Below are 18,796 nucleotides of genomic sequence, written 5' to 3' on the forward strand. Positions count from 1 at the left end.
ATCACCTTTCGGAAGCGAGGTGGATGGTGCTGTCGACGGAGTGTGGTGCTGGGGCGGCCGTCAGGGCGGCCAGCTCGTCGATGCGGTCGACGACCCGCCAGGCGTGCGGATGCAAGTGGGTGTTGTGCGAGCAGACCATGAGCGCGCCTCGTCCAGTGCAGGCGAACATCTGTAGGTCGTACTTGCTGTCGCCCGCCACCAGCACCCGGCTGGGGTGCAGCCCGTGACGGGTGCAGAAGTCGTGGAGTTGCCGGTGCTTGAGCCGGGCGGCGTCGATCGTGAAGTTCACCGAGGTCAGCAACTCGGCATCATCGAACATGAGTTGGACATTGCTGTACCAGTCGGTGGCCCCCAGGCGCACCGCCATCCGTTCGACATAGGTGTTGAAGGAGGCGGAGATCAGCCCCACCCGCAGCCCGGCTCGTTGGAAGGCGCGGATCACCGGCGGCACCGAAGGCCGCAGCCTGATCTTCGAGAACACCGCCTCGGCGGCACCGCGGGTGACCTGGCCGGTGGAGGTCAGCAGGGCCAGCAGGCGCTGGTCGGCGACCTGCTGTCTGATCCGTCCGGATTCGGACTCGCGGATCAGATCGGCCAGCCCCCGCAGAGGGATTCCCAGGGCTGTCAGGAGCTCGCGGGCCGAGTTGTCGATCGTCAGCGTGTCGTCCACGTCGGCGATCACCGCGTCGAACGGGCGTCGGCGGCCGTCCGGCGGTGCGGGCGAGGGCGTGCTGCCGGGGCAGTCGAACGGCGCGGTCACGGCCGCACCCGCAGGGCGGTCAGGGCCCGCAACGGGAACGTCGGCCGGTACGCGGCGGCGGCCTCCGGCGCCGCCGACAGCCCCGGGAGCCGGGCGGCCAGCTCCTCCAGAGCGATGCGCAGCTCCGTCCGGGCCAGGGCGGCGCCCGCGCAGTAGTGCGTACCCCGGCCGAACGCCAAGTGCGGTGCGGCAGGCCACCGTTCAGGCAGGAACCTGTCCGGAGCCGGGTACCGGCCGGGATCGTGGTTGCCGGCCCCGTACAGCAGCAACACCCTGCTCCCGGAGGGCAGGACGCGGTCGGCGACCGTCACCTCCCGTACGGTGGTGCGGTACATCCCGACCACCGGGCAGTCCAGCCGTAGGCCCTCCTCGACGAGGTCGGGAATCGGCACGGTGCAGCCCACCAGCGCGGCCCAGCCGCCCGGTGAGTGCAGCCGGTCCCTGACGACGATGGCCAGCGCCTGTGCCAGCGTGGTGTGGCCGGTGATGATCAGGGTCGGGATCAGCGCGGCCACCTCGTCCGGGGTGAGCCGGTGGCCGTGGGGGCTCTCGTGCAGCATGGTGCTGATCAGGTCGTCGCGCGGAGCGGCCAGCCGCTGTGCGGTCAACTCCCGTGCGAAGTCACCGAATGCGCGCAGCCCGGTGGCGTACTCCCGTAACTGCTCCGGTGTGTGGTCGCGGCCGACCATGAGCTGGACCTTGTGGTCGGACCAGCGCAGGCAGTCCTGGTGGTGTTCGTCGGGGATGCCGAGGAAGCGCATGATCACCGTCAACGCGTAGGGCAGTGCGAAATCGGTGATGAGGTCGAACTCCGTTACCTTCACGAGGGGTTGCAGCATGCGTGCGGCCGTGGCCCTGATGTCCGCCTCCGCACCCCGCAGGGCCTGCGGGGTGAATCCCGCGTTGATCACCGACCGCACCCTGGTGTGCTCGGGCGGGTCCATCTCACCCAGCGAAGCCGACGCCCCGCTCCAGGTGCTCAGCATCTCCTCGACGTCCGGCGGCAGGTTCGTCAGAGGGCGCGGTTTGTGATCGTGTGCGGAGAAGGCCTCGTCGCTGCGCAGGATCGCCGCGATGTCGTCGTACCCGGTCACACACCACGCCTGGAGCTCCGGCGAGTAAACGAGTCTGCCGCGGCCGCCGAGCCGCGCCAACGCACCGTAAAGGTCGTTCTGATCACGGCCGCGGGGGTCGAAGCCCGTCGGTGGATCTTCATCGTCGGTCAAGGGCTGTGCCATGACTGCCTCCGGTGCGAGCGCGTTGCGGGCCCAGGAGATCCTCACAGCGGGCCGGCCCCGATCCCTCCCGGAATCCTCCAAACCACGCGAACGAGTGGCAGGCTCGGCTGTGGCCCACCTTCCCGCACACCCACGGCACCGCCTGGACTCGGGCGGCGGCGCCAAGATCTTGCTCTACCGGCGGCAGTCCGCACGTCGGCTTCGACCTGCGGGGTATCACCCGCCTGTGGGCGTTCGAGCAGCTCTGCACCCGCCTCTGCGGAATCGCCCGTCACCCCTGGAACGAGCACCGCATCGACGACTGTCGGCTGCTTCCCGGCCGCCGGTACGGCGGGCTTTGTGACCGGTCCGATGCTCAAGCAGGCTGCCGGAAGCCCGCCGAGGTGGTCTGGGGGACCTCGGAGAGCCCCTCTGTGGACGAAGACCAGGGCAACGAAGGCTGGATGAACGACGAAGGGTCCCGCTGAAGTTTCAGCGGAACCCTTCGTTTCGCCTGTTCAGGCGGGTGCGGAGGATACGAGATTCGAACTCGTGAGGGGTTGCCCCCCAACACGTTTTCCAAATGTTCGTATGGATGTCCGGCGGAGGTCATGGGTGTCCTGACCTGCGGCGGAGTGTTCGGGGTGGCCCCGTCTGGACGCGGCCGGACGGGGGCGAATGAGACCAGAACTGAGACCAGGGAGCGCGGCCCTCAGGGCGTATCCAGGTTCATGGTGAGGCATTCGCTCAAGTCACGCTCGGGACTGGCCCGTCAGACGGATGTCCCGCAACGGGCGCAAGGTCCGTAGCCGACCGCTCGCGCGTCACCGAGCAGCATCCAGCTCGCCTGTTCCGGGTGCCGGCTTTCCCCTGTGATCAGTCCACAGCGATCGTCGCTGTGGAAGACGTCTCGGTTGTCGGGTGCACTCGCGCGCACCAGGACAGCTGGCTCGTTCCGCCTGTCCTCCCCCTCGTCCAAATAGCAATCCTGCATGTACAACTGGGCGTCTTCCTGACCGTTCGCCTCCGTCGCGGGAAGCTCCCTACCCCTCATGTGTTCCTTACTCCTGTTCTGCTGGCGCGCCGAGGCACCTTGGTCGCGGCGTTGCTGGGGGAGTCCGCGGTTCCGGCCTCGGGGAACATCATGAGCCGCAGCATGACACGAGGCCCCCCTGTACAGGCCCCGGGGCCTACGAGCTGGGGCCGCACGGCTTCGTCTCATCCCGCCTTCGCCGACGTCTCCTGCCAACACTTTGGCGAGACGTTCGCTCTCGCGTGATCAGCTCAGGTAACGGGTGGGGATTCAGCCGCAATCTGACAGGCCTGGGTCCTCCCCGCGCCGCACCGTCTAACCTGCGGGCATGATTCGTGCGGTGGTGTTCGACGTGGGTGAGTGTCTTGTCGACGAGACCCGGGAGTACGGGACCTGGGCGGACTGGCTGGGGGTGCCGCGGCATACCTTCGCGGCGATGTTCGGGGCGGTCATCGCGCAGGGGCGCGACTATCGCGAGACGTTTCAGGAGTTTCGTCCGGGGTTTGACCTGACCGAAGAGCGCGAGAAGCGCGCGGCGGCCGGGAAGCCGGAATGGTTCGGCGAGGACGACCTCTACTCCGACGTTCGCCCTACGCTGGCCGCGCTGCGGGAGGCCGGCCTGTGGGTGGGCATCGCTGGAAACCAGACCGTGCGGGCCGGCGGCCTGCTGCGCGGGCTGGACCTTCCGTCCGACCTGATCGCAACCAGTGACGACTGGGGGGCGTCGAAGCCAGACGTGAAGTTCTTCGACCGCGTCATCGAGGCGACGCCTGCCGAGCCGGGCGAGATCCTGTACGTCGGCGACCGGCTCGACAACGACATCCGCCCGGCCGTGCAGGCCGGACTTCTGACAGCTCTGATTCGGCGTGGGCCGTGGGGCACGATTCAGCAGCGTGACCCGGACGCGGACTCGATCACCACGATGCGCATCGACTCGCTCGCGGAGCTGCCTGAGAAGATCGCCAAGTTCAACGCTGGAGAGCGCTGACTGTCGTGCCCCAGTCGTAGAGACGATCGTCGAGGTCTCGGACGCACTGCTCGTTCTGCCATGGAGCGAGCGTGCGCCGGACTTCGCGGATCCGCTCCATGCCTGTCGCGTACCAGGTGATGGCGAGCTGGTCGAGGGCTTGGACGGCGTACTGGCATGCCGCCTCCGGGTGGCTGTCCGCGGCTTCGACCGCGGCGAGATCGCCGAGGACTACCGTGCGCTGCTTGTCCGACTCGGGCGGCAGGTCGTCGAGAACCTCCTGGAGGGTCTGGCGTGCTTGCGGCAGGTGGCCGGCCTTCAGCTGCGTGTTCCCCTTGAACGCGGACAGTCGCACCCAGCTGAACCAGTCCAGCCAGTCAGGAGTGGGGTGCTCCGAGCCCGAGGAGAGGGCGTCCTCGGCGTGGTGGATCAGGCGGAGTGCCGCACGAGGGTCGCCGCATCGGGTCTCGCATTCCGCCTCGACCGCGTCCAGCCACGCCCAGAGCTCCGCGGAGGCGTCTCCGCGTCGAGCGTAGGTGCGGGCCGCCATCATGCGCTCGATCGCCGTTTCACGGTCCTCGGCCCAGCCGGGGGCGAAGGCCATGTGCGCCAGGATGGCCGATCCGAGAAGAGGATCGTCCGCTTCCCCTGCCGCCTGCAGGGCATGCAAGAGGGTTTCCGAGGACTGCTCGGGCTGGCGTAGGTCGAAGAACTCGATGCGACCGGCCAGGAGATAGGACTCGGCGAGTGCGCCGGCGAGGGTCTGGCGAGCGGGGTTCGCCGTCTCGGGCAGGAGAGCGCATCCCAGACGAGCGTGTTCCAGGACCGCGGGGTGAAGTACGGCCGGTGCCACGGACCAGTAGAGGTGCCGATGGGAACGGGTGACGGCCTCGAAGTCCTTGCCCACCGTGACCGGCTGCCTTGTGACGCCCGCCTGCGCGGGGATGCTGGCCAGCCGCGCACCCGTCAGGGGGGTGCGAGGGGTGCTGCGGACCGTCGAGCCGACGGGGCGGCTCTCGGTTCCCCAGGGCGGGGTGAATCCCAAGTCCTCCATGCTCTGACCCAGGAGGTGGGTCAGGACTCGGTGGACGTCAGGCTGTGGCCAGGGCGGCGTGGCGGACTCCCAGCGCCGGATCTGTCGGACACCGACGGCGAGCCCCCTGATGCCCAGCTTGGGAGCTGTCTCGGTGATGGCGTCGGCCAGAGCCTGTTGCGAGTTGTATCCGGCAGCCAGGCGGGCGGACTTGAGTCGGGTGTTGCCTGCGGGACGGGACATGAATCTCCTCCGGGACGAACTCTCGTCTGAGAGTGACATGTGGTGTCCCTGCTGCGGCGCAAAATCATCCACAGGAGCCCAACAAAGCCCTATTGAAGTCCTCTTGATGACCTGTCAGGGCCCTCGAATAGGACTTGCAGGGCCCGGATAGTTGGCATCTCCGCAAGACCAGTAGCGCTCGTCTCCGACCTGTCCCCCCCTGAACGGGAGTTCGTGATGCCTCGTACGAGCACGACCATCAACCACAGCCACCTCGTCATCGACACCGGCATGGCCAAGCCCGACGCGACGACCATCGTGGAGCGGAAGGGGCTCGGCCACCCGGACACCCTGGCCGATCACCTCGCCGAGCGGCTGTCCCGCGCCTACAGCCACTACACCGCCCAGCGCTTCGGCGCCGTGCTGCATCACAACTTCGACAAGCTCGCCCTCCTCGGCGGGGCCAGCGAGGTCCTGTACGGCGCAGGCCGGATCACGGCCCCGGTACGCGTCCTGGTTAACGGGCGGGCCGCGCCCATGTGCGGGGGCGAGAGGATCCCCGTCGAGGAGATCGTCGAGGCCGAGGTCCGCGCGTTCTTCGCCGAGAGGCTTCGCGAGATCTCGGACCACCTCGACATCCAGTTCAACATCACCAGCAATTCCAGCCCCGGCGCCGTCCTCACCGGCGACGAGGTCCCGGACCGCACCCGCTGGTTCAACCCCCGCTCCATCGACGACCTGCGCGAGCGACGGATCCGGCTGTCGAACGACACCTCGCTCGGGACCGGATGGGCGCCGGATAACACCTTCGAGTCGTTCGTCCGCGAGCTGGTGAACCACTTCTCCGGCGAGAGCGAGTTCACGCTCTCCCACGCCTGGTGCGGCTCCGACGTCAAGCTCATGGGCTACTGGGACGGCGACCAGGCCGACGTCGTCCTGTGCGTGCCGCAGAAGTCGCGCCACGTCGGCAGCCGCGCCGAGTACGTCCGTAACGCCGAGACCGTTCTCGCCGAGTGCTACCGGCTCGCCGGCCTCAGGCTTCCCGGCGCCGAGGCCCACTTCCGGCTCAACGCCCGCGACGTCCCGGAGAAGGACGAGCTGTACCTCACGTACACCGGTAGCTCGATCGAGTCCGGAGACGAGGGCGTCGTCGGTCGCGGCAACCGCGTCAACGGACTCATCACGCCCCTGCGGCCGATGAACCTGGAGGGCGCCAACGGCAAGAACCCCGTCTACCACGTCGGCAAGCTCTACAACATCGCCGCTCAGCGCCTGGCCCAGCGGCTGCACGAGGCCACCGACGGCCACGCCGAGGTCCACCTGGTCAGCACCACCGGCCAGCGTCTCGACCAGCCGTGGCGCATCCTGATCCGGCTGTCCTCTGCGGACATCGAGGCCGACAAGGTCCAGGCCCTCGTGGCCGAGACCCTGGAGGGATTCCCCGCCCTCACGGACGAGCTGGTCTCCGACGGGATCGTGCTGAGCTGATGGCGAGACGCACGCTCGGAGATGTGCCGTCGGGGTGCCGGGAGCGGTTGCTCGCACACTACGGCCCCTCGGTCGAGGAGTGGCTGGACGCAGCCCCGGGCCGCCTGGCCGAGGCGGCCAGGCGGTGGAACCTCTCGCTGAGGAGCTACCACGACGCGGGACACGCCTCGGCGGTCGCGCTCGCCGTGGCCCCTGACAGGAGCCGCTTGGTGCTGAAGGCGTGGGTGGAGCCCACCCGCTACCGCCACGAGACGGCCGCCTTGCGGGTGTGGGCCGGTGGCCCGACCGCGAACGTGGTCCACGCCGCGGATGACCTGTCGGTGGCCGCCCTTGAACTTGTTGGCGGGCAGCCCGGAGGAGACGTCCGTCCCGTACGCGAGACGCAGGCGGTGGCCACAGCGATCCACAGGCTTCACACGCTCGGCCGGCGGACGCCCGGATCGGGCGTGTCCAGCCTGGACGACTTCCGGCACGAGATGGTCCTACCGCGCATCTACCGACGGATGCGCGTACTCGACCTCGGCTCCCACGGAGGACTCGCGAGGGAGGTATGCCACGAGCTCGCGGACCTCTGTGAGGTCTCCGCCCGGACGACGGTCCTGCATGCCGACCTGTACGCGGAGAACGTGATTTTCGACGTGGAGCAGCGTCCTCACCTGATCGATCCCCACCCTGTCGAGGGTGACGCGGTCTTCGACTGGGCTTTCTGGAGCGTCTACTACGACCTCGAACGAGGGATGGCCGATCGGCTCGCCACGGCCGCCCGGATCTCCCGTATCCCCGTACCGGAGATCACGCCCTGGTGCAGGGCGCTCGCACTCGACGGGCTCCTCTACTACACGGAGATCGGCGACCCGGCGAGACCGAAGATCGCGGCGGTGCTGTCCTTGCTGATGGCCTTCGAAGCGGTGAGGGACCGATGACGACGTACATCCTTCGCCACGGCCAGACGAACTACAGCAAGCGCTACCTCGTCAACGGCGACCCGGGTAAGCGCATCCACCTCAACGAGGAAGGCCGGCAGTCCCTGAGCCACGCCTGGGCCACGCTCCCCCTGCACTCCGTGGCCACCTGGCTGACCAGCGAATTCCCCCCGGCTCTCCAGACCACCTCGCTGCTGATGGGTGTTCCGTTCGCCGGGCCAGTCGTGGACGCGCGGCTCAACGAACTCGACTACGGGCAATTCGAGGGCGTGCCTTTCCTCGACTACGCCGTCTGGCTCGACGCCCACGGAGCCGATGAGCGGCCGCCCGGGGCATCCGAGTCCCAGCGTGAGGGCATCCGGCGGATGTTCTCCGGGTGCTCTCCGCCGGCCAGCATCCCGGTCCCGGGGTTCTCGTCGGCCACGGCCTGATGGTCTCGGTCCTCCTCTGGTACCGCGAGCGGACCGAGGGGGAGCCCATGCCGCTGTTCCTCCCCGAGGCCCCGTACGTGGAACCGGTCGTCATTTCCGACGACGAGCTGCCCGTTCTGATCGGTGCCCTCCTGGACGATCTTGATTCGGGCATGTGCGAAAAGATCACCGGCGCCGGTGGCACGTCCTTATTCCGGATCAGCGAGGGGGCGGCGGTTGCTACCGTCGATTCGGTATCCCCATCCCATTTGCTGGATAAAAAGGATCTTCCTCATGCATGACGCCCGCGCCCTGATCGAAATGGGTGCCGAAGCTGTTCGTCGGCTCGCTCGTCGCGGCTACTCCCTGGACCTGTCCGAGCTGGAGTCCCTCCAGTCCCGGCGCAACCAGAACATCCGCTCCGCCGACGAGCTGCGGGCGGAGTCCAAGCGGGTGGCGAGCGAGGTCCAGCAGACCGCGAAGCAGGGCGGGGACATCAGCAAGCTGAAGGAGCGTGCCCGCGAGCTGAAGGAGCAGATCCGCGAGATCGATGCCGGGCAGGAGGGGATCGAGGCCCAGCTTCGTGACCTGCTCCTGAGCATCCCGAACCTGCCGGACGACTCGGCCCCGGACGGTGACTCCGAGGAGTTCGCCATCGAGATGCGGCGCGTCGGCACGCCCCCCGCGTTCACCTTCGAGCCGAAGGACCACGTCGACCTCGGCGAGGCCACCGGCATCCTCGACTTCGCCCGGGCGACGAAGCTGTCCGGCTCCCGTTTCGCGGTGTCGCGTGGGGCCGGCGCGGCCCTGGAACGCGCTCTGGCCACGCTCTTCCTCGACATCCACACCCGTCGGCACAGGTACGTCGAGCACTCCGTGCCCTTCCTCGTCACCCGCAAGACGATGACCGGCACCGGGCAGCTGCCGAAGTTCGAGGAGGACCTGTTCAAGACAGGTGTGGCCGACCGCGACCTGTTCCTGATCCCGACGGCCGAGGTCCCGCTGACCAACCTCTACGCCGACGAGATCATCCCGCTGGCCGAGCTGCCGCTGGCCCTGACCGCCCACACCCCGTGCTTCCGCTCCGAGGCCGGCTCGTACGGCCGGGACACCCGCGGTCTGATCCGCCAGCACCAGTTCGCCAAGGTCGAGATGGTCAAGATCGTCGACCCGGAGGCGGCGGACGCCGAGCTGGAGACGATGGTCGGCCACGCCGAGGCATGCCTGAAGGAGCTCGGCCTCGCCTACCGGGTCATCAAGCTGCCCGCCGGCGACACCGGCTTCTCCGCCCAGCTCACCTACGACATCGAGGTCTGGATCCCGAGCCAGAACACGTACCGGGAGATCTCCTCAGTCTCCAACTTCGGCACCTTCCAGGCCCGCCGCGCCAACATCCGGACCCGAGGCGAGGACGGCAAGCCCAAGCTCGTCGCCACCCTCAACGGCTCCGGCCTGCCCATCGGCCGCACGCTGGCCGCGCTCCTCGAACAGTGTCAGCAGGAGGACGGCTCGCTCGTCCTGCCCGAATCCCTCTTCCCGTACCTCGGCTTCCGCCGGATCAAGGCGGACGGAACACCGGAGGCATAACGTGCTCGTCGGCGTCTGCGATTTCCCTGGTAGCTACGCCTTTCCGCCCGCCGGCTACGGCGGGATCGAACGATGGCTGTGGGCGGTCGCCGTAGGCGCCCGGGCCGTAGGCGCCGACGTACACCTCCTCGGGCCGGGCTGGCTCGCGGACCTGGAGAACGACTGGGTCCGCAAGCCGGTCCGCCTGGAGGACATCACCCCCGGATCGCTCGCTGATCGCGACGTCCGCGACACCAAGTACGACCTCCTGGTCGTCGGGCACGAGTACCCCTCGCTGCCCGCCTGGACCCGCGCCTGGGACGCGCTGGACTGCGACGTCGCCACCTTCCAGCACTCGCCGGTCTTCCAACACGCCGCCACCGCCTTCGACGGCAGGCGCTCCCGGCTGTACTGCTACTCGCCCGAGATGATCGAGCGGTACGCGGACCACCGGCCCATCCCCGAGCTGGCCGTACACCTCGGCCTCGACGAGGAGGAACCGCCGGCGACCGCCGGACGCGACCTCGTCTGGCTCGGCCGCGTCGACGCCGAGAAGGCCCCCCACCTGGCGGTCCGCGCCGCCCAGATCCTCGGCCGCCGTATCCGCGTCGTCGGCCCGGTCTTCGACCACGACTACGTCCAGAGCCACGCCCGCCTCTTCAAGGCGGACCACGTCGATTGGATCGGCGAACTCGGAGGGCCAGCCAAGACAGCCGCCCTCCGCGACGGCTCCGTATTCGTCTACACCTACGCCCGCACGTACGTAGAAGCCGGCGCCGCCGTCTTCGGAGAGTCCCTCCGCGCCGGCACCCCCATGGCCGCGCTCACCTGGCGGACGGGCACCTGCGCCGAGGCGGCCCTCTGCGACGAGACGGGCGTCATCACCGTGGCCGACCCGGACGAGGACGACGAGACCGCGGCCCAGCGACTCGCGCTCGCCATCGAACAGGCGGAAACCCTCGGTCACAGGCGGGTCCAGGAGATCGGCCAGCAGCGCTTCGACCCCGCCCGGCACTTCCTGGCGATGGCGTCACGGTCGTGCTGACCGGCTCAGCTCGTACGACCGGAGACGCGCTGACCTCGCGGATACCCTCCGTACTCCGTGGAGCGTTACCCAACCCGCAGTGGGAGTTCGCCATCGACGGCCCCCATGTCGACATCCGGCACCAGCGGCGAGGCACCCCGTACCGCCCGCCGCGCAGGCCGCCCTCGTGGAGGGAACTCCTCCATGGCGTGGAGACCGCCTTCGCCCACATCGGCGCGCGACGCGACGACTGTCTCCCGCTCCGCTGGGGGCGAGACACGGAACTGACCATCTCAGCGATCCAGGCCCTCGACCCGCTCCTCAAGGACGGAAGACCCCAGACGTACCGACAGGGCTTCCTCCCTCAGCCGGTCGTCCGCTTCACCGGCGAACGCGATACCTCTGGCGACCTCTGCGACGGCTTCCTGACCTCCTTCGTCAACATCTCCCGTGTCCAACCTGTTGGAGGACTCGACGAGTATGGCGCGCTTCTCGACGGCTGGTTTTCCGTCCTCTCCCAACTCGGCTTCCACGCCCGCCACCTGAGCGTCCACGGGACCCTGACCCCCTGGCGTCGACGCGAGGTCGCGGGCATCACGCTGCACTTCCGACACCTCGGGCTCGACCTCGGCGACATCGTCCTGCTGTGGAACGCAGATGAACCCGCCCGCATGGCCGTGGACCTGGGAACCGGCCTGGAACGCCTCGCCTGGGCGCGCACGCAGCAGCGCTGGCACGAGCTGGTCTATGGAGACTTCGCCGGCGCGGCGCCACCCACCACGCTGGACGCCATCCGCACCGCCACGCTGCTCCTGGGCAGCGGGATCACCCCCGCGCCCCGCGGGGCCGGGGGTGTCACCCGGCGGGTCATAGGCGCGATCGAACCCGAAGCGGTACGCCTCGGGGTCAGCGCCGTAGTTCGCGAGGCGCATGGCTACTGGTCCCTCTTCGGTGCTATGCGTGCTCCGTGGCCGCAGGTCGCTTGCGCCATCGAGGAAGAGGTACGCAGGTGAGGGAAGGGAGTCAGCGGCCCATCGCCGCAGCCATCGTGGTGCGCGAGGGACGCGTGCTCATGGTGCGGCGACGGGTCAGCGAGGGTCGGCTCTCCTGGCAGTTCCCGGCTGGAGAGGTCGAGCCAGGCGAGTCTCGCGAGGACGCCGCCGTGAGGGAGACCCAGGAGGAGACCGGCTTGGACGTGGTGGCGGGGAAGACACTCGGCGAACGGGTGCACCTGGCCACTGGCCGACTGATGTCGTACACGGCCTGCGAGGTGATCGGCGGGAGCACGTACGTCGCGGACACCGACGAGCTGGCCTAGCTCGCGTGGATTACCCACGCGGAGATCCCGCAGTACGTCCCGTACGGGTTGTTCGTGTCGGTGTAGGAGCACCTCGACGCGGTCCTGAGCCGCTGACGAAGGGCACGGAGGGCGCCACACCCTTGTGACGCCTCCGTCGTCGGGCCGGCTAACGGTCGCCGTCCTATGGGAGCCCGATCGGGAGCCGCTCTCGGCGGATGACCAGCCTCCGACTCGGGTGCGGTTTGAACCCAGACAGGGTGGGAAGATCGCCCGCCTGGCGTGGACTGCTGCATGTATTGCGGCAACCACATGGCCGACACGGTCGACCATTTCGTGCCCAAATCCCAGTGCTCCCTGCGGACCTTCTACTGGCCCAACCTCTTGCTGGCTTGTTCCTCGTGCAACACCCGGTTCAAGGGAGACAAGCACCGAGGTGACGGCCTCGTCGGCTCTCTCCTGATCGACCCGACCCGCGAACATCCCTTCGATCACCTGAATCTCCGGCTGGCCAGCGGTGTCTACCGCGCCGTCGAGGGCTCTCGGAAGGGGCAGTGGACCATCGACGTGTGCGGCTTGAACGAGGGCAAGCGGCCACGCGTCAGGGCAGACGCATGGGTGAACCTGGAAGACGATCTGACGGGCTGGGCACAAGCCCGCGCCGATGGTGATCACAAGGACATGCGTCGCAAGGAGTGGCGCGTGCGTAACCAGCCTTTCGCGGACGTGTGCCACGCGGCACTCCGTAGGGCGACGTCCGACGACGCTCAGCGGAGTTTCACAGACACGGATCCGGCCATCGTCGACCTGCTGAGGGATGAGGAGCTGCGGGCGGCCCTTCAGGCGTGACAGCTGTGCGTAGCGCGGCCGGCCGGCGTTTGCCTCTGGGGACCCTGCGACGGGTGGACATCGGTCCCTGCATCGGTGTGCCTTACGCCTCGGCTTCTGCTGTCGGGGCTCGTCCGACGATAAAGGAGAGCTCACCACGGTACGGCGCGCCCAGTGCGCTGACGGCCCCCCACCATCGGTCCTGGCCCGTGCTTCATACGACTCACGTAGTTCTCCGGGAGCAGGACGCGATCGCCGACCTCAAGGCGCCCGCCCCACGCCAGCGGTAAGCGTATCCACCGACTTCCACGACCTGGTCGCCAGCGATCTCGTGCACGCGCGTCGCATCGTCCAGGCGCTGCTCGAGCTCCATGACCCGACGCTCCAGCCACTCGATCTCGGGCTGTGCCGAACTGGCCCCGGACTTGCAGCCCCGCTCGTATCCCTCGCTCCAACCCCGCTGATGTGCCGCCGCGACTGCACGGTCCTCGTCGGTCGCATGTGTGCCGCATGCCACGTCCGATCCGTAGATCCGTACCCGGCAGGGATGGCCCGATCGCGTTGGTCGACCGCACGTCCGCTGTTCCTGCACGTTCACCGCACTGCTCCCCTCAGTCGGCTGGTGCGAAGAAGCTAGCCCTCCGCCCGGGCTGGGGGCACGATCGCGTCAACTGAGACCAGGACTGAGACCACGGAATGACGAAGGTCCCGGCCGCTGGGCGGTCGGGACCTTCGTTTCGGCTGGTCAGCCGTGGCGGAGGATACGAGATTCGAACTCGTGAGGGGTTGCCCCCAACACGCTTTCCAACTGTTCGTCGGGGGCAGGCGAGTTCGTGGCCGTTCTGGCCTGCAGTCCGGTGATGGTGGATCACGCGTATGGATCCCCTTGAACGACCGCGAATGCAACCCAAACTGCAACCCTTGGTCCTTCTCCGGGCGAGCCCTGTAACGGGGCACGTCTCAAGGGCTGCCCGCATACCCTGCCGCTTCGGCCGGGGTGAGGATCATCCTGGCGCCCTGGTGGGGGACCACCCCTGCACGCGCGGGGACCAGCGGGTCGGCGAGTCGCTCGGGCAGCAGCAAGGGACCACCCCCGCATGCGCGGGGACCGCGGTGAGCAGTCAGCCGACCTGGTGTCCGACAGTGACGTGGGACGCCCGCTTGGTCGGGGCGCCCACCGGGTCCAGGGGCCCGGCTCAGCACGGCGGGTCGTTCGCGCCGGTGTCCGGCTCGGGCGCCCGCTGTCGCCGGGCGTGCAACGCGATCCCGGCCAGGTGTGGCAGCGCTTCCGGGGCGGTGCCGGGAAGTGCGGGGAAGGCGCGAGTCCAGCCGCCTGTCCTCAGCAGTCGGTGCACTGTGTGGCGGGCCGACCCTCTCCTCGACGGGCCATCCCTGGTGGCGGCCCGGGCGAGCGCGAGGCAGAGCCGGACCATGCGGTCGTCCGCCTGTGGGTCGGTGGCCAGCGGGGTCTCGGCCCCGGCCAGATACGCCGCGACGGCACCGAGAGCCAGCGACTGTTCCGCCGGGGTGGGAAGTGATTCGGCGTGACGCCATGCCAGGTCGGTGTCACCGTCCACGGCGGCGAGCAGAGCGATCTCGGGCCCGGAACCGGGCCCCGGCCGGAGCGAACAACACCATCGGCCAACGGCGGCCTCGGCGGCTTCGGCGGTCTCGTCGGAGAGGCAGCCGAGCCGCCCGAGGAGGGTGAGGACGGTCATCGTCGCCGCATGCTGCGGAGCGGGAGAGCCGATCACCTCCCGTACGGCCTGGTGCAGGGCATTCCGCAGACGCGAGCCGGACGGTAGTACGTCCGGTGCTGCGAGAAGCAGGGTCGCCAGCTCCGGGAGGACCCGGAACAGTCCGGTCCGGTTCGGTACCGCGATCCGCCGGGCCAGTTTCGCGGCGAGGCCTTCGGTGAGACACACCGCCTCCTCGGGACGGTGCCGGGCGAGGCCGACAGCGACTGCCGCGTCTGCCTGCCGCCTCTGCGCACTGGTACCACCGGTGATCGGAGCCAAGGCCATGCTTTCGGCGCCGGCGTACGCGAGGGCTTGGTTCACCCGGGCGGCCAGGACGGGACCGGCGTCGTCCGGCAGCAGTTCCCGCGCCGCAGTGGCGTACTCGGCCCCCGCGCCACTGTGCCCGCCGAGGGAGCAGCCGAGGGAGAGGGCCGCCAAGTGCCGTGTCTGATCCGCTGGTTCGGCCGACTGGGCCACCAGTGCCGTGGCGTCGTCGAATCTGCCCATCGTGCCGAGGGCCTGGCAGAGATCCGCAGACCAGAGCTCTGGATCGCAGGAACCTTCGGCGCCGGCCGGAGCCTGGAGGCGGGGTGCCGTCCGCAGCGCTGCCTCCAGAAGTTCCCGGCTCTCCTCATGGTTCCCCGCGCAGAGGCGGTCCTCCGCCTCCTGGAGCAGGAGGCGGTGTGGGGGAGTGGTCTGCGGATCATCGGCGGGTGCGGGCAGACCCCAGGTCCTGCGGTGCGCGGGAGCACGCCGAGGGGCCGGAGGAAGCGGTACGCGCGGCTGCGGAGAGGCTTCGAAGACCGGCACGGGCGCGCTTCGGCCGTGGGTCTTCCGCTGGTCCCTAGCCCGTTTGTATTGGTCGTTTTTCCGGTCTCGCTCCCGCCGCTCCGCCTGTTTCACCGCGCGCTGCCGCTCGTCCCGCTCCGCCTCCTTCTCCGCCCGCTCCTGCTCCTCGTGGTCCAGGCGCTTTTCGGCCTCGCAGACGATCCACTTGCCGCGTTCCGTTATGAGCTCCCCGAGTACGCCGACACGCAGGGGCTCCGGCAGGGACTCAGGAAGGGAGCCCAGTTGCTGATCGAGGCGGCGTAGGCCCTCTTTCGTCGCCTTGGTGTCCGCCACGGCTTGTGCGAGGCGGGCCAGGACTCCCTTCAGTTCAGGACGAAGGTGGGCCTGGTCCTCCTCCGACAGCAGCCCTGTCTTTGCCGCGGGTAGAAGCTCGAAGACAAGAGCCTGGGCTTCTCTTACCAAAACGGCCGCCTTGCGCGTCCTCGATGCGGGAAGCCGCGCGAGCGCCGATGCCGACGCTGCCAGCACGTTCACTGCTCCGAGCGCGTCGTCCCGTTCCAGTTTGGCGCAGATGTCCTCGATCCGGTCGCCCGCCCGCTTGCTGTCCACGGCCTTCGCCCGCGCCAGCGCTACCCAGAGATCCACCGAGGCCGCCTGGGCCCGCGCGGGCCCAGCGCTCAGCATCTCCGCACGTGCGGTCAGCATCGGCACGAGATCGAGGTCACCGAACTCGGCCAGCAACCCGCCAGAATCGGCGAGTTCGCCGACTCCCGCGCCGTGACCGCCGACCACGGCCAGGAGCAGCGGCCTAGCGGCACCGGAACCAGCGGCCTTGCGGATCTCGACCGCGGAGGCCAAGAGCCGGGTCCAAACGTCGAGCAGCGGGTGGTTCCCGGAGGAGCCATGAGCGGCACGGTTCTGCGACAGGCATTCGACCGCCTCACGGACCACGGCGTCCACACCGGGGAGCTTCGCGAACGCCAACTCGACCGCCATGTCCGAGAGATGCACCGCCCGGGCGGTGGGGGTAGGGGCGCTCAGGGCCAGCCCACGTGCCCGCGCGGTATCCCCCAGGCGGGCCATGAGCGGGGGAGCGCCTTCGGGCACCTCACGGGCTTCCCGTCGCACCATGTCTCGCGCTGCCGCCAGCGGTACCAGTGCCGCCAGATCGCCGGAGGTGTCGGCGAACGACGCTTCGAAGGCGCTGAGTTGATCCAGTACGACGCCCACGCCGGCCGCTACGGAGAGCCTGCGCAGCCGGTCGGGATCAAGGACGTACGCCGTACGCGCAGCGGTGTCGGAGAACAGTTCCGGCGGAGCCGCGAGCGGAAACGGCGGTGTGTCCGCCGGCCAGCCGGCGTCCTGCCAACTCCGAACCCACGCGACAAGCTTCTGGGTGCACTGGGCGACTCCCGAGTTCCCCAGCTCCTCCCGCACTTCGCGTTCGAGCTGTGGACCGGCCAGGCGGTACGTCCCGGCCACCCGGTCGTCCAGGACCAGGGAACGCCCGGCCGGGCCCTGGAACAGCCGGTCCAGCCGGTCGACGGGCACTCCGGCCAGCCCCGCCAGGTCCGCCGTACACAGGCCACCGCCCGACACAGCCAACAGCCCGGCTACCGGCACACCCAATGCGGCAGGGGCCGGGGGCGGTTGACGGTCATGGGCAGCGCCCGCGACCGGCCCGAGAACGTGCCGGTACGTCAGGTCGCACAGCGGATGGCCGGACGGCAGGTCGTCGGGGGGACGCACGCAACTGCGCAGCGAGACGAGGACGCGCATGCCCCGGGGCGGGGCGGTCGGCAGCAGCCCGGCGATGCTGTCAGCGGCTTCACCGGGCCAGGCCACGTCGTCGTCCAGCCCGTCGACCACGAGCAGAAGGTTCCGCTTCTCTCGCCTGCTCTTCGCCGCGGCCCGGCCGAAGAGGCGGTGCCACTCGGCCGTCCCCTGCGGCGGGTGTGCCGGATGTTCACCGAGGAACGTGCCCAACTGACGCGTCATTTCGGTTGCGAATGCGGCCAGGGTGTCGGTGTGGTGAGCCGGAGAGACGAAGTAGCTCAGGATGTCGACGGTGGCCGGCGGGTGGCGCAGCACGTAGTCCGCGAGCAGTGAGGTCTTCCCCACGGGGGCGTCCGCACACCAGCACAGGTACGCCGGTGCTTCGGCACCGGTCTCCCGCGCGAAGGTGTCCATGACCGCGCGCTCGGCGGTGCGGTCCCGGGCCGGTGCGGCGAGCACCTCGTCAGCCGGGTGATGCACACCGACGTAATGCTGTCGTGCCTGGTTGGCCGTGCCCTCCCGCTGGGCGGCGCGCAGAGCTTCCACCCACTGGGCATCGGTGGGACCCTCCTGGTCCGCCGTCTGCCGCAGCAGCCGTACGACCGACCAGAAGTCGTCCTCACGACTGGTGCCCGGCGCCGTCTTCCCGTCCCTCCAGGTTCGCAGAGTGCTGAGCGCGACTCCGGATTTCCGCGACGCCTGCCTGAGGTCGAGCCTGGAGGAGGTGAGCAGGCTGCTCAGCATTGCGCCCAGCTTGGCTCGTGCCGTCCCCGTCCCCGTCTCGGTCACCGTCCCGCCCCCAAAGCTCGCCATCCGAAGACCGAACCGTTCCTTGCCAGCTCGCTGAGCTGCGGAAATCGTCGATTTGTCCCTGCCGCCACTCGTCGCACACCCGCCGTCTTTCCGATGCTGAGCCCTGACAGCAGCAGCCGGTAACCGGCTCCTACGGAAGGGTCGCACGTGTTTCAGATCTCCCAAATGCTTTTCAGCACCACACTGTTGAGTGGTTGCGCTGCCCTGATCTACATGGGTGCCCTGTTCTTCGTCGTCCTCGTCTCCGTTCTCGCGCCCAGCCCGGAACGGCGCAAGGACGCCCGAGCGACTCTCGGCATCCTCGTACGGCTGCGAACACGGACGGGGACGCGGTGAGGTGGAGCCTTCCCTCGGCCCCTCGCCAGACCTTGTCGAGTTAAGAGGCAACTCGACAGGGTCGGTGCTTCGTTTTTCCGAAACGCCTGCGGCAGGGCAGCGTCGGCTGGTTCACTGTTGGTGGGCGGCCCGCTCCGTCGGCCGTATCGACGCCCCCTGCTCTGATGTGCAGGGGCGCGAGGCGTCGATACGGAAGGTGGCTCAATGGGCACGTTCATGCGGGAATGGCTGCGACGACGTGGAGGCGATCTGGTACTCATCGTGATCGCCGCAGTGCTCGGAGGAGTGGTCAACCACTTCTTCTAGGTGGCTGTTCTTGGCGCGTCTACGGCGCCAAGAACAGCCGGTCCCAGCCAGTGGTGGTCCTCTGCTCCGTGTCAGCGGAGCAGGGGCCACTCGCCGCCTCACCGGCATGCCGGTGAGGCGGTGGCCGAGACCGCCGATGGCTCGGCAGTTTCCGAGTGTATGGCGTTCATACATCCGGCTTCCCGGAGTCGGCTGAGCTGTACGAAAGTGATTCCCGGCCAGGACCGGCACAGCGCATCGTCCCGCGTATGCGGGAGTGTCCCTTCGAC

General features: G+C 68.9%; 14 protein-coding genes and 1 pseudogene. 11 read left to right on the forward strand and 4 right to left on the reverse strand.

Annotation, left to right across the window (positions count from 1 at the left end; translation table 11 throughout):
* Nucleotide 1 precedes the first annotated feature (1 nt).
* Both ACIHCL_RS18870 and ACIHCL_RS18875 read right to left on the reverse strand, forming a co-directional pair.
* Nucleotides 2-760 (reverse strand): HAD family hydrolase, encoded by a 759-nt coding sequence (locus ACIHCL_RS18870; RefSeq protein WP_399863065.1) that lies wholly within the window; start codon nucleotides 758-760, stop codon nucleotides 2-4.
* The gene (locus ACIHCL_RS18875) at nucleotides 757-1,998 is read right to left on the reverse strand and encodes a cytochrome P450 (RefSeq protein WP_399863067.1); all 1,242 of its coding nucleotides are present in this window, start codon (nucleotides 1,996-1,998) and stop codon (nucleotides 757-759) included. Before ACIHCL_RS18875 ends, ACIHCL_RS18870 begins: the two co-directional genes overlap by 4 nt.
* Nucleotides 1,999-3,338: 1,340 nt before the next feature.
* Between ACIHCL_RS18875 and ACIHCL_RS18880 the strand changes: the two genes are divergently transcribed.
* Nucleotides 3,339-3,998, forward strand: a complete 660-nt coding sequence (locus ACIHCL_RS18880; RefSeq protein WP_399863069.1) for an HAD family hydrolase — start codon at nucleotides 3,339-3,341, stop codon at nucleotides 3,996-3,998.
* Here the strand turns inward: ACIHCL_RS18880 and ACIHCL_RS18885 are convergent.
* Nucleotides 3,979-5,253 carry a transcriptional regulator gene (locus tag ACIHCL_RS18885; protein ID WP_399863071.1) on the reverse strand — a complete coding sequence of 425 codons (1,275 nt, stop codon included), beginning with the start codon at nucleotides 5,251-5,253 and terminating at the stop codon, nucleotides 3,979-3,981. The genes ACIHCL_RS18880 and ACIHCL_RS18885 overlap by 20 nt on opposite strands.
* A 216-nt stretch (nucleotides 5,254-5,469) precedes the next feature.
* Here ACIHCL_RS18885 and ACIHCL_RS18890 point away from each other — a divergent pair, with 216 nt between their 5' ends.
* From ACIHCL_RS18890 to ACIHCL_RS18930, 9 genes and pseudogenes are all read left to right on the forward strand, one after another.
* Entirely contained in the window at nucleotides 5,470-6,720 is a 1,251-nt protein-coding gene (locus ACIHCL_RS18890) for a methionine adenosyltransferase (RefSeq protein ID WP_399863072.1), read from the forward strand.
* The gene (locus tag ACIHCL_RS18895; protein WP_399863074.1) at nucleotides 6,720-7,643 is read left to right on the forward strand and encodes an aminoglycoside phosphotransferase family protein; all 924 of its coding nucleotides are present in this window, start codon (nucleotides 6,720-6,722) and stop codon (nucleotides 7,641-7,643) included. The genes ACIHCL_RS18890 and ACIHCL_RS18895 overlap by 1 nt, the downstream gene beginning before the upstream one ends.
* Nucleotides 7,640-8,074 carry a histidine phosphatase family protein gene (locus tag ACIHCL_RS18900; RefSeq protein ID WP_399863075.1) on the forward strand — a complete coding sequence of 145 codons (435 nt, stop codon included), beginning with the start codon at nucleotides 7,640-7,642 and terminating at the stop codon, nucleotides 8,072-8,074. Before ACIHCL_RS18895 ends, ACIHCL_RS18900 begins: the two co-directional genes overlap by 4 nt.
* Before the next feature lie 47 nt (nucleotides 8,075-8,121).
* Nucleotides 8,122-8,355 (forward strand): hypothetical protein, encoded by a 234-nt coding sequence (locus ACIHCL_RS18905; protein ID WP_399863077.1) that lies wholly within the window; start codon nucleotides 8,122-8,124, stop codon nucleotides 8,353-8,355.
* Nucleotides 8,348-9,640, forward strand: a complete 1,293-nt coding sequence (gene serS / locus ACIHCL_RS18910) for a serine--tRNA ligase (RefSeq protein ID WP_399863079.1) — start codon at nucleotides 8,348-8,350, stop codon at nucleotides 9,638-9,640. The genes ACIHCL_RS18905 and serS overlap by 8 nt, the downstream gene beginning before the upstream one ends.
* A gap of 1 nt (nucleotide 9,641) precedes the next feature.
* Nucleotides 9,642-10,664 (forward strand): glycosyltransferase, encoded by a 1,023-nt coding sequence (locus ACIHCL_RS18915; protein ID WP_399863081.1) that lies wholly within the window; start codon nucleotides 9,642-9,644, stop codon nucleotides 10,662-10,664.
* Nucleotides 10,658-11,656, forward strand: a complete 999-nt coding sequence (locus ACIHCL_RS18920; protein WP_399863082.1) for a hypothetical protein — start codon at nucleotides 10,658-10,660, stop codon at nucleotides 11,654-11,656. Before ACIHCL_RS18915 ends, ACIHCL_RS18920 begins: the two co-directional genes overlap by 7 nt.
* Nucleotides 11,657-11,676: 20 nt before the next feature.
* Nucleotides 11,677-12,027, forward strand: a pseudogene (locus ACIHCL_RS18925) (NUDIX hydrolase).
* Nucleotides 12,028-12,234: 207 nt separating this feature from the next.
* Nucleotides 12,235-12,789 (forward strand): HNH endonuclease, encoded by a 555-nt coding sequence (locus tag ACIHCL_RS18930; RefSeq protein WP_399863212.1) that lies wholly within the window; start codon nucleotides 12,235-12,237, stop codon nucleotides 12,787-12,789.
* 1,175 nt (nucleotides 12,790-13,964) lie between these two features.
* Here ACIHCL_RS18930 and ACIHCL_RS18935 read toward each other — a convergent pair.
* A complete protein-coding gene (locus tag ACIHCL_RS18935; protein WP_399863084.1) occupies nucleotides 13,965-17,816 on the reverse strand; it encodes a hypothetical protein in 3,852 nt (1,283 codons plus the stop codon).
* A 234-nt stretch (nucleotides 17,817-18,050) separates the two neighbouring features.
* Here ACIHCL_RS18935 and ACIHCL_RS18940 point away from each other — a divergent pair, with 234 nt between their 5' ends.
* Nucleotides 18,051-18,221: a hypothetical protein gene (locus ACIHCL_RS18940; protein ID WP_399863086.1), complete on the forward strand. Its 171-nt coding sequence runs from the start codon at nucleotides 18,051-18,053 to the stop codon at nucleotides 18,219-18,221.
* The last annotated feature ends 575 nt before the right edge of the window (nucleotides 18,222-18,796 follow it).

Origin of the sequence: Streptomyces sp. NPDC052042 (assembly GCF_044548345.1) — a bacterium.
Taxonomy (GTDB): Bacteria; Actinomycetota; Actinomycetes; order Streptomycetales; family Streptomycetaceae; genus Streptomyces.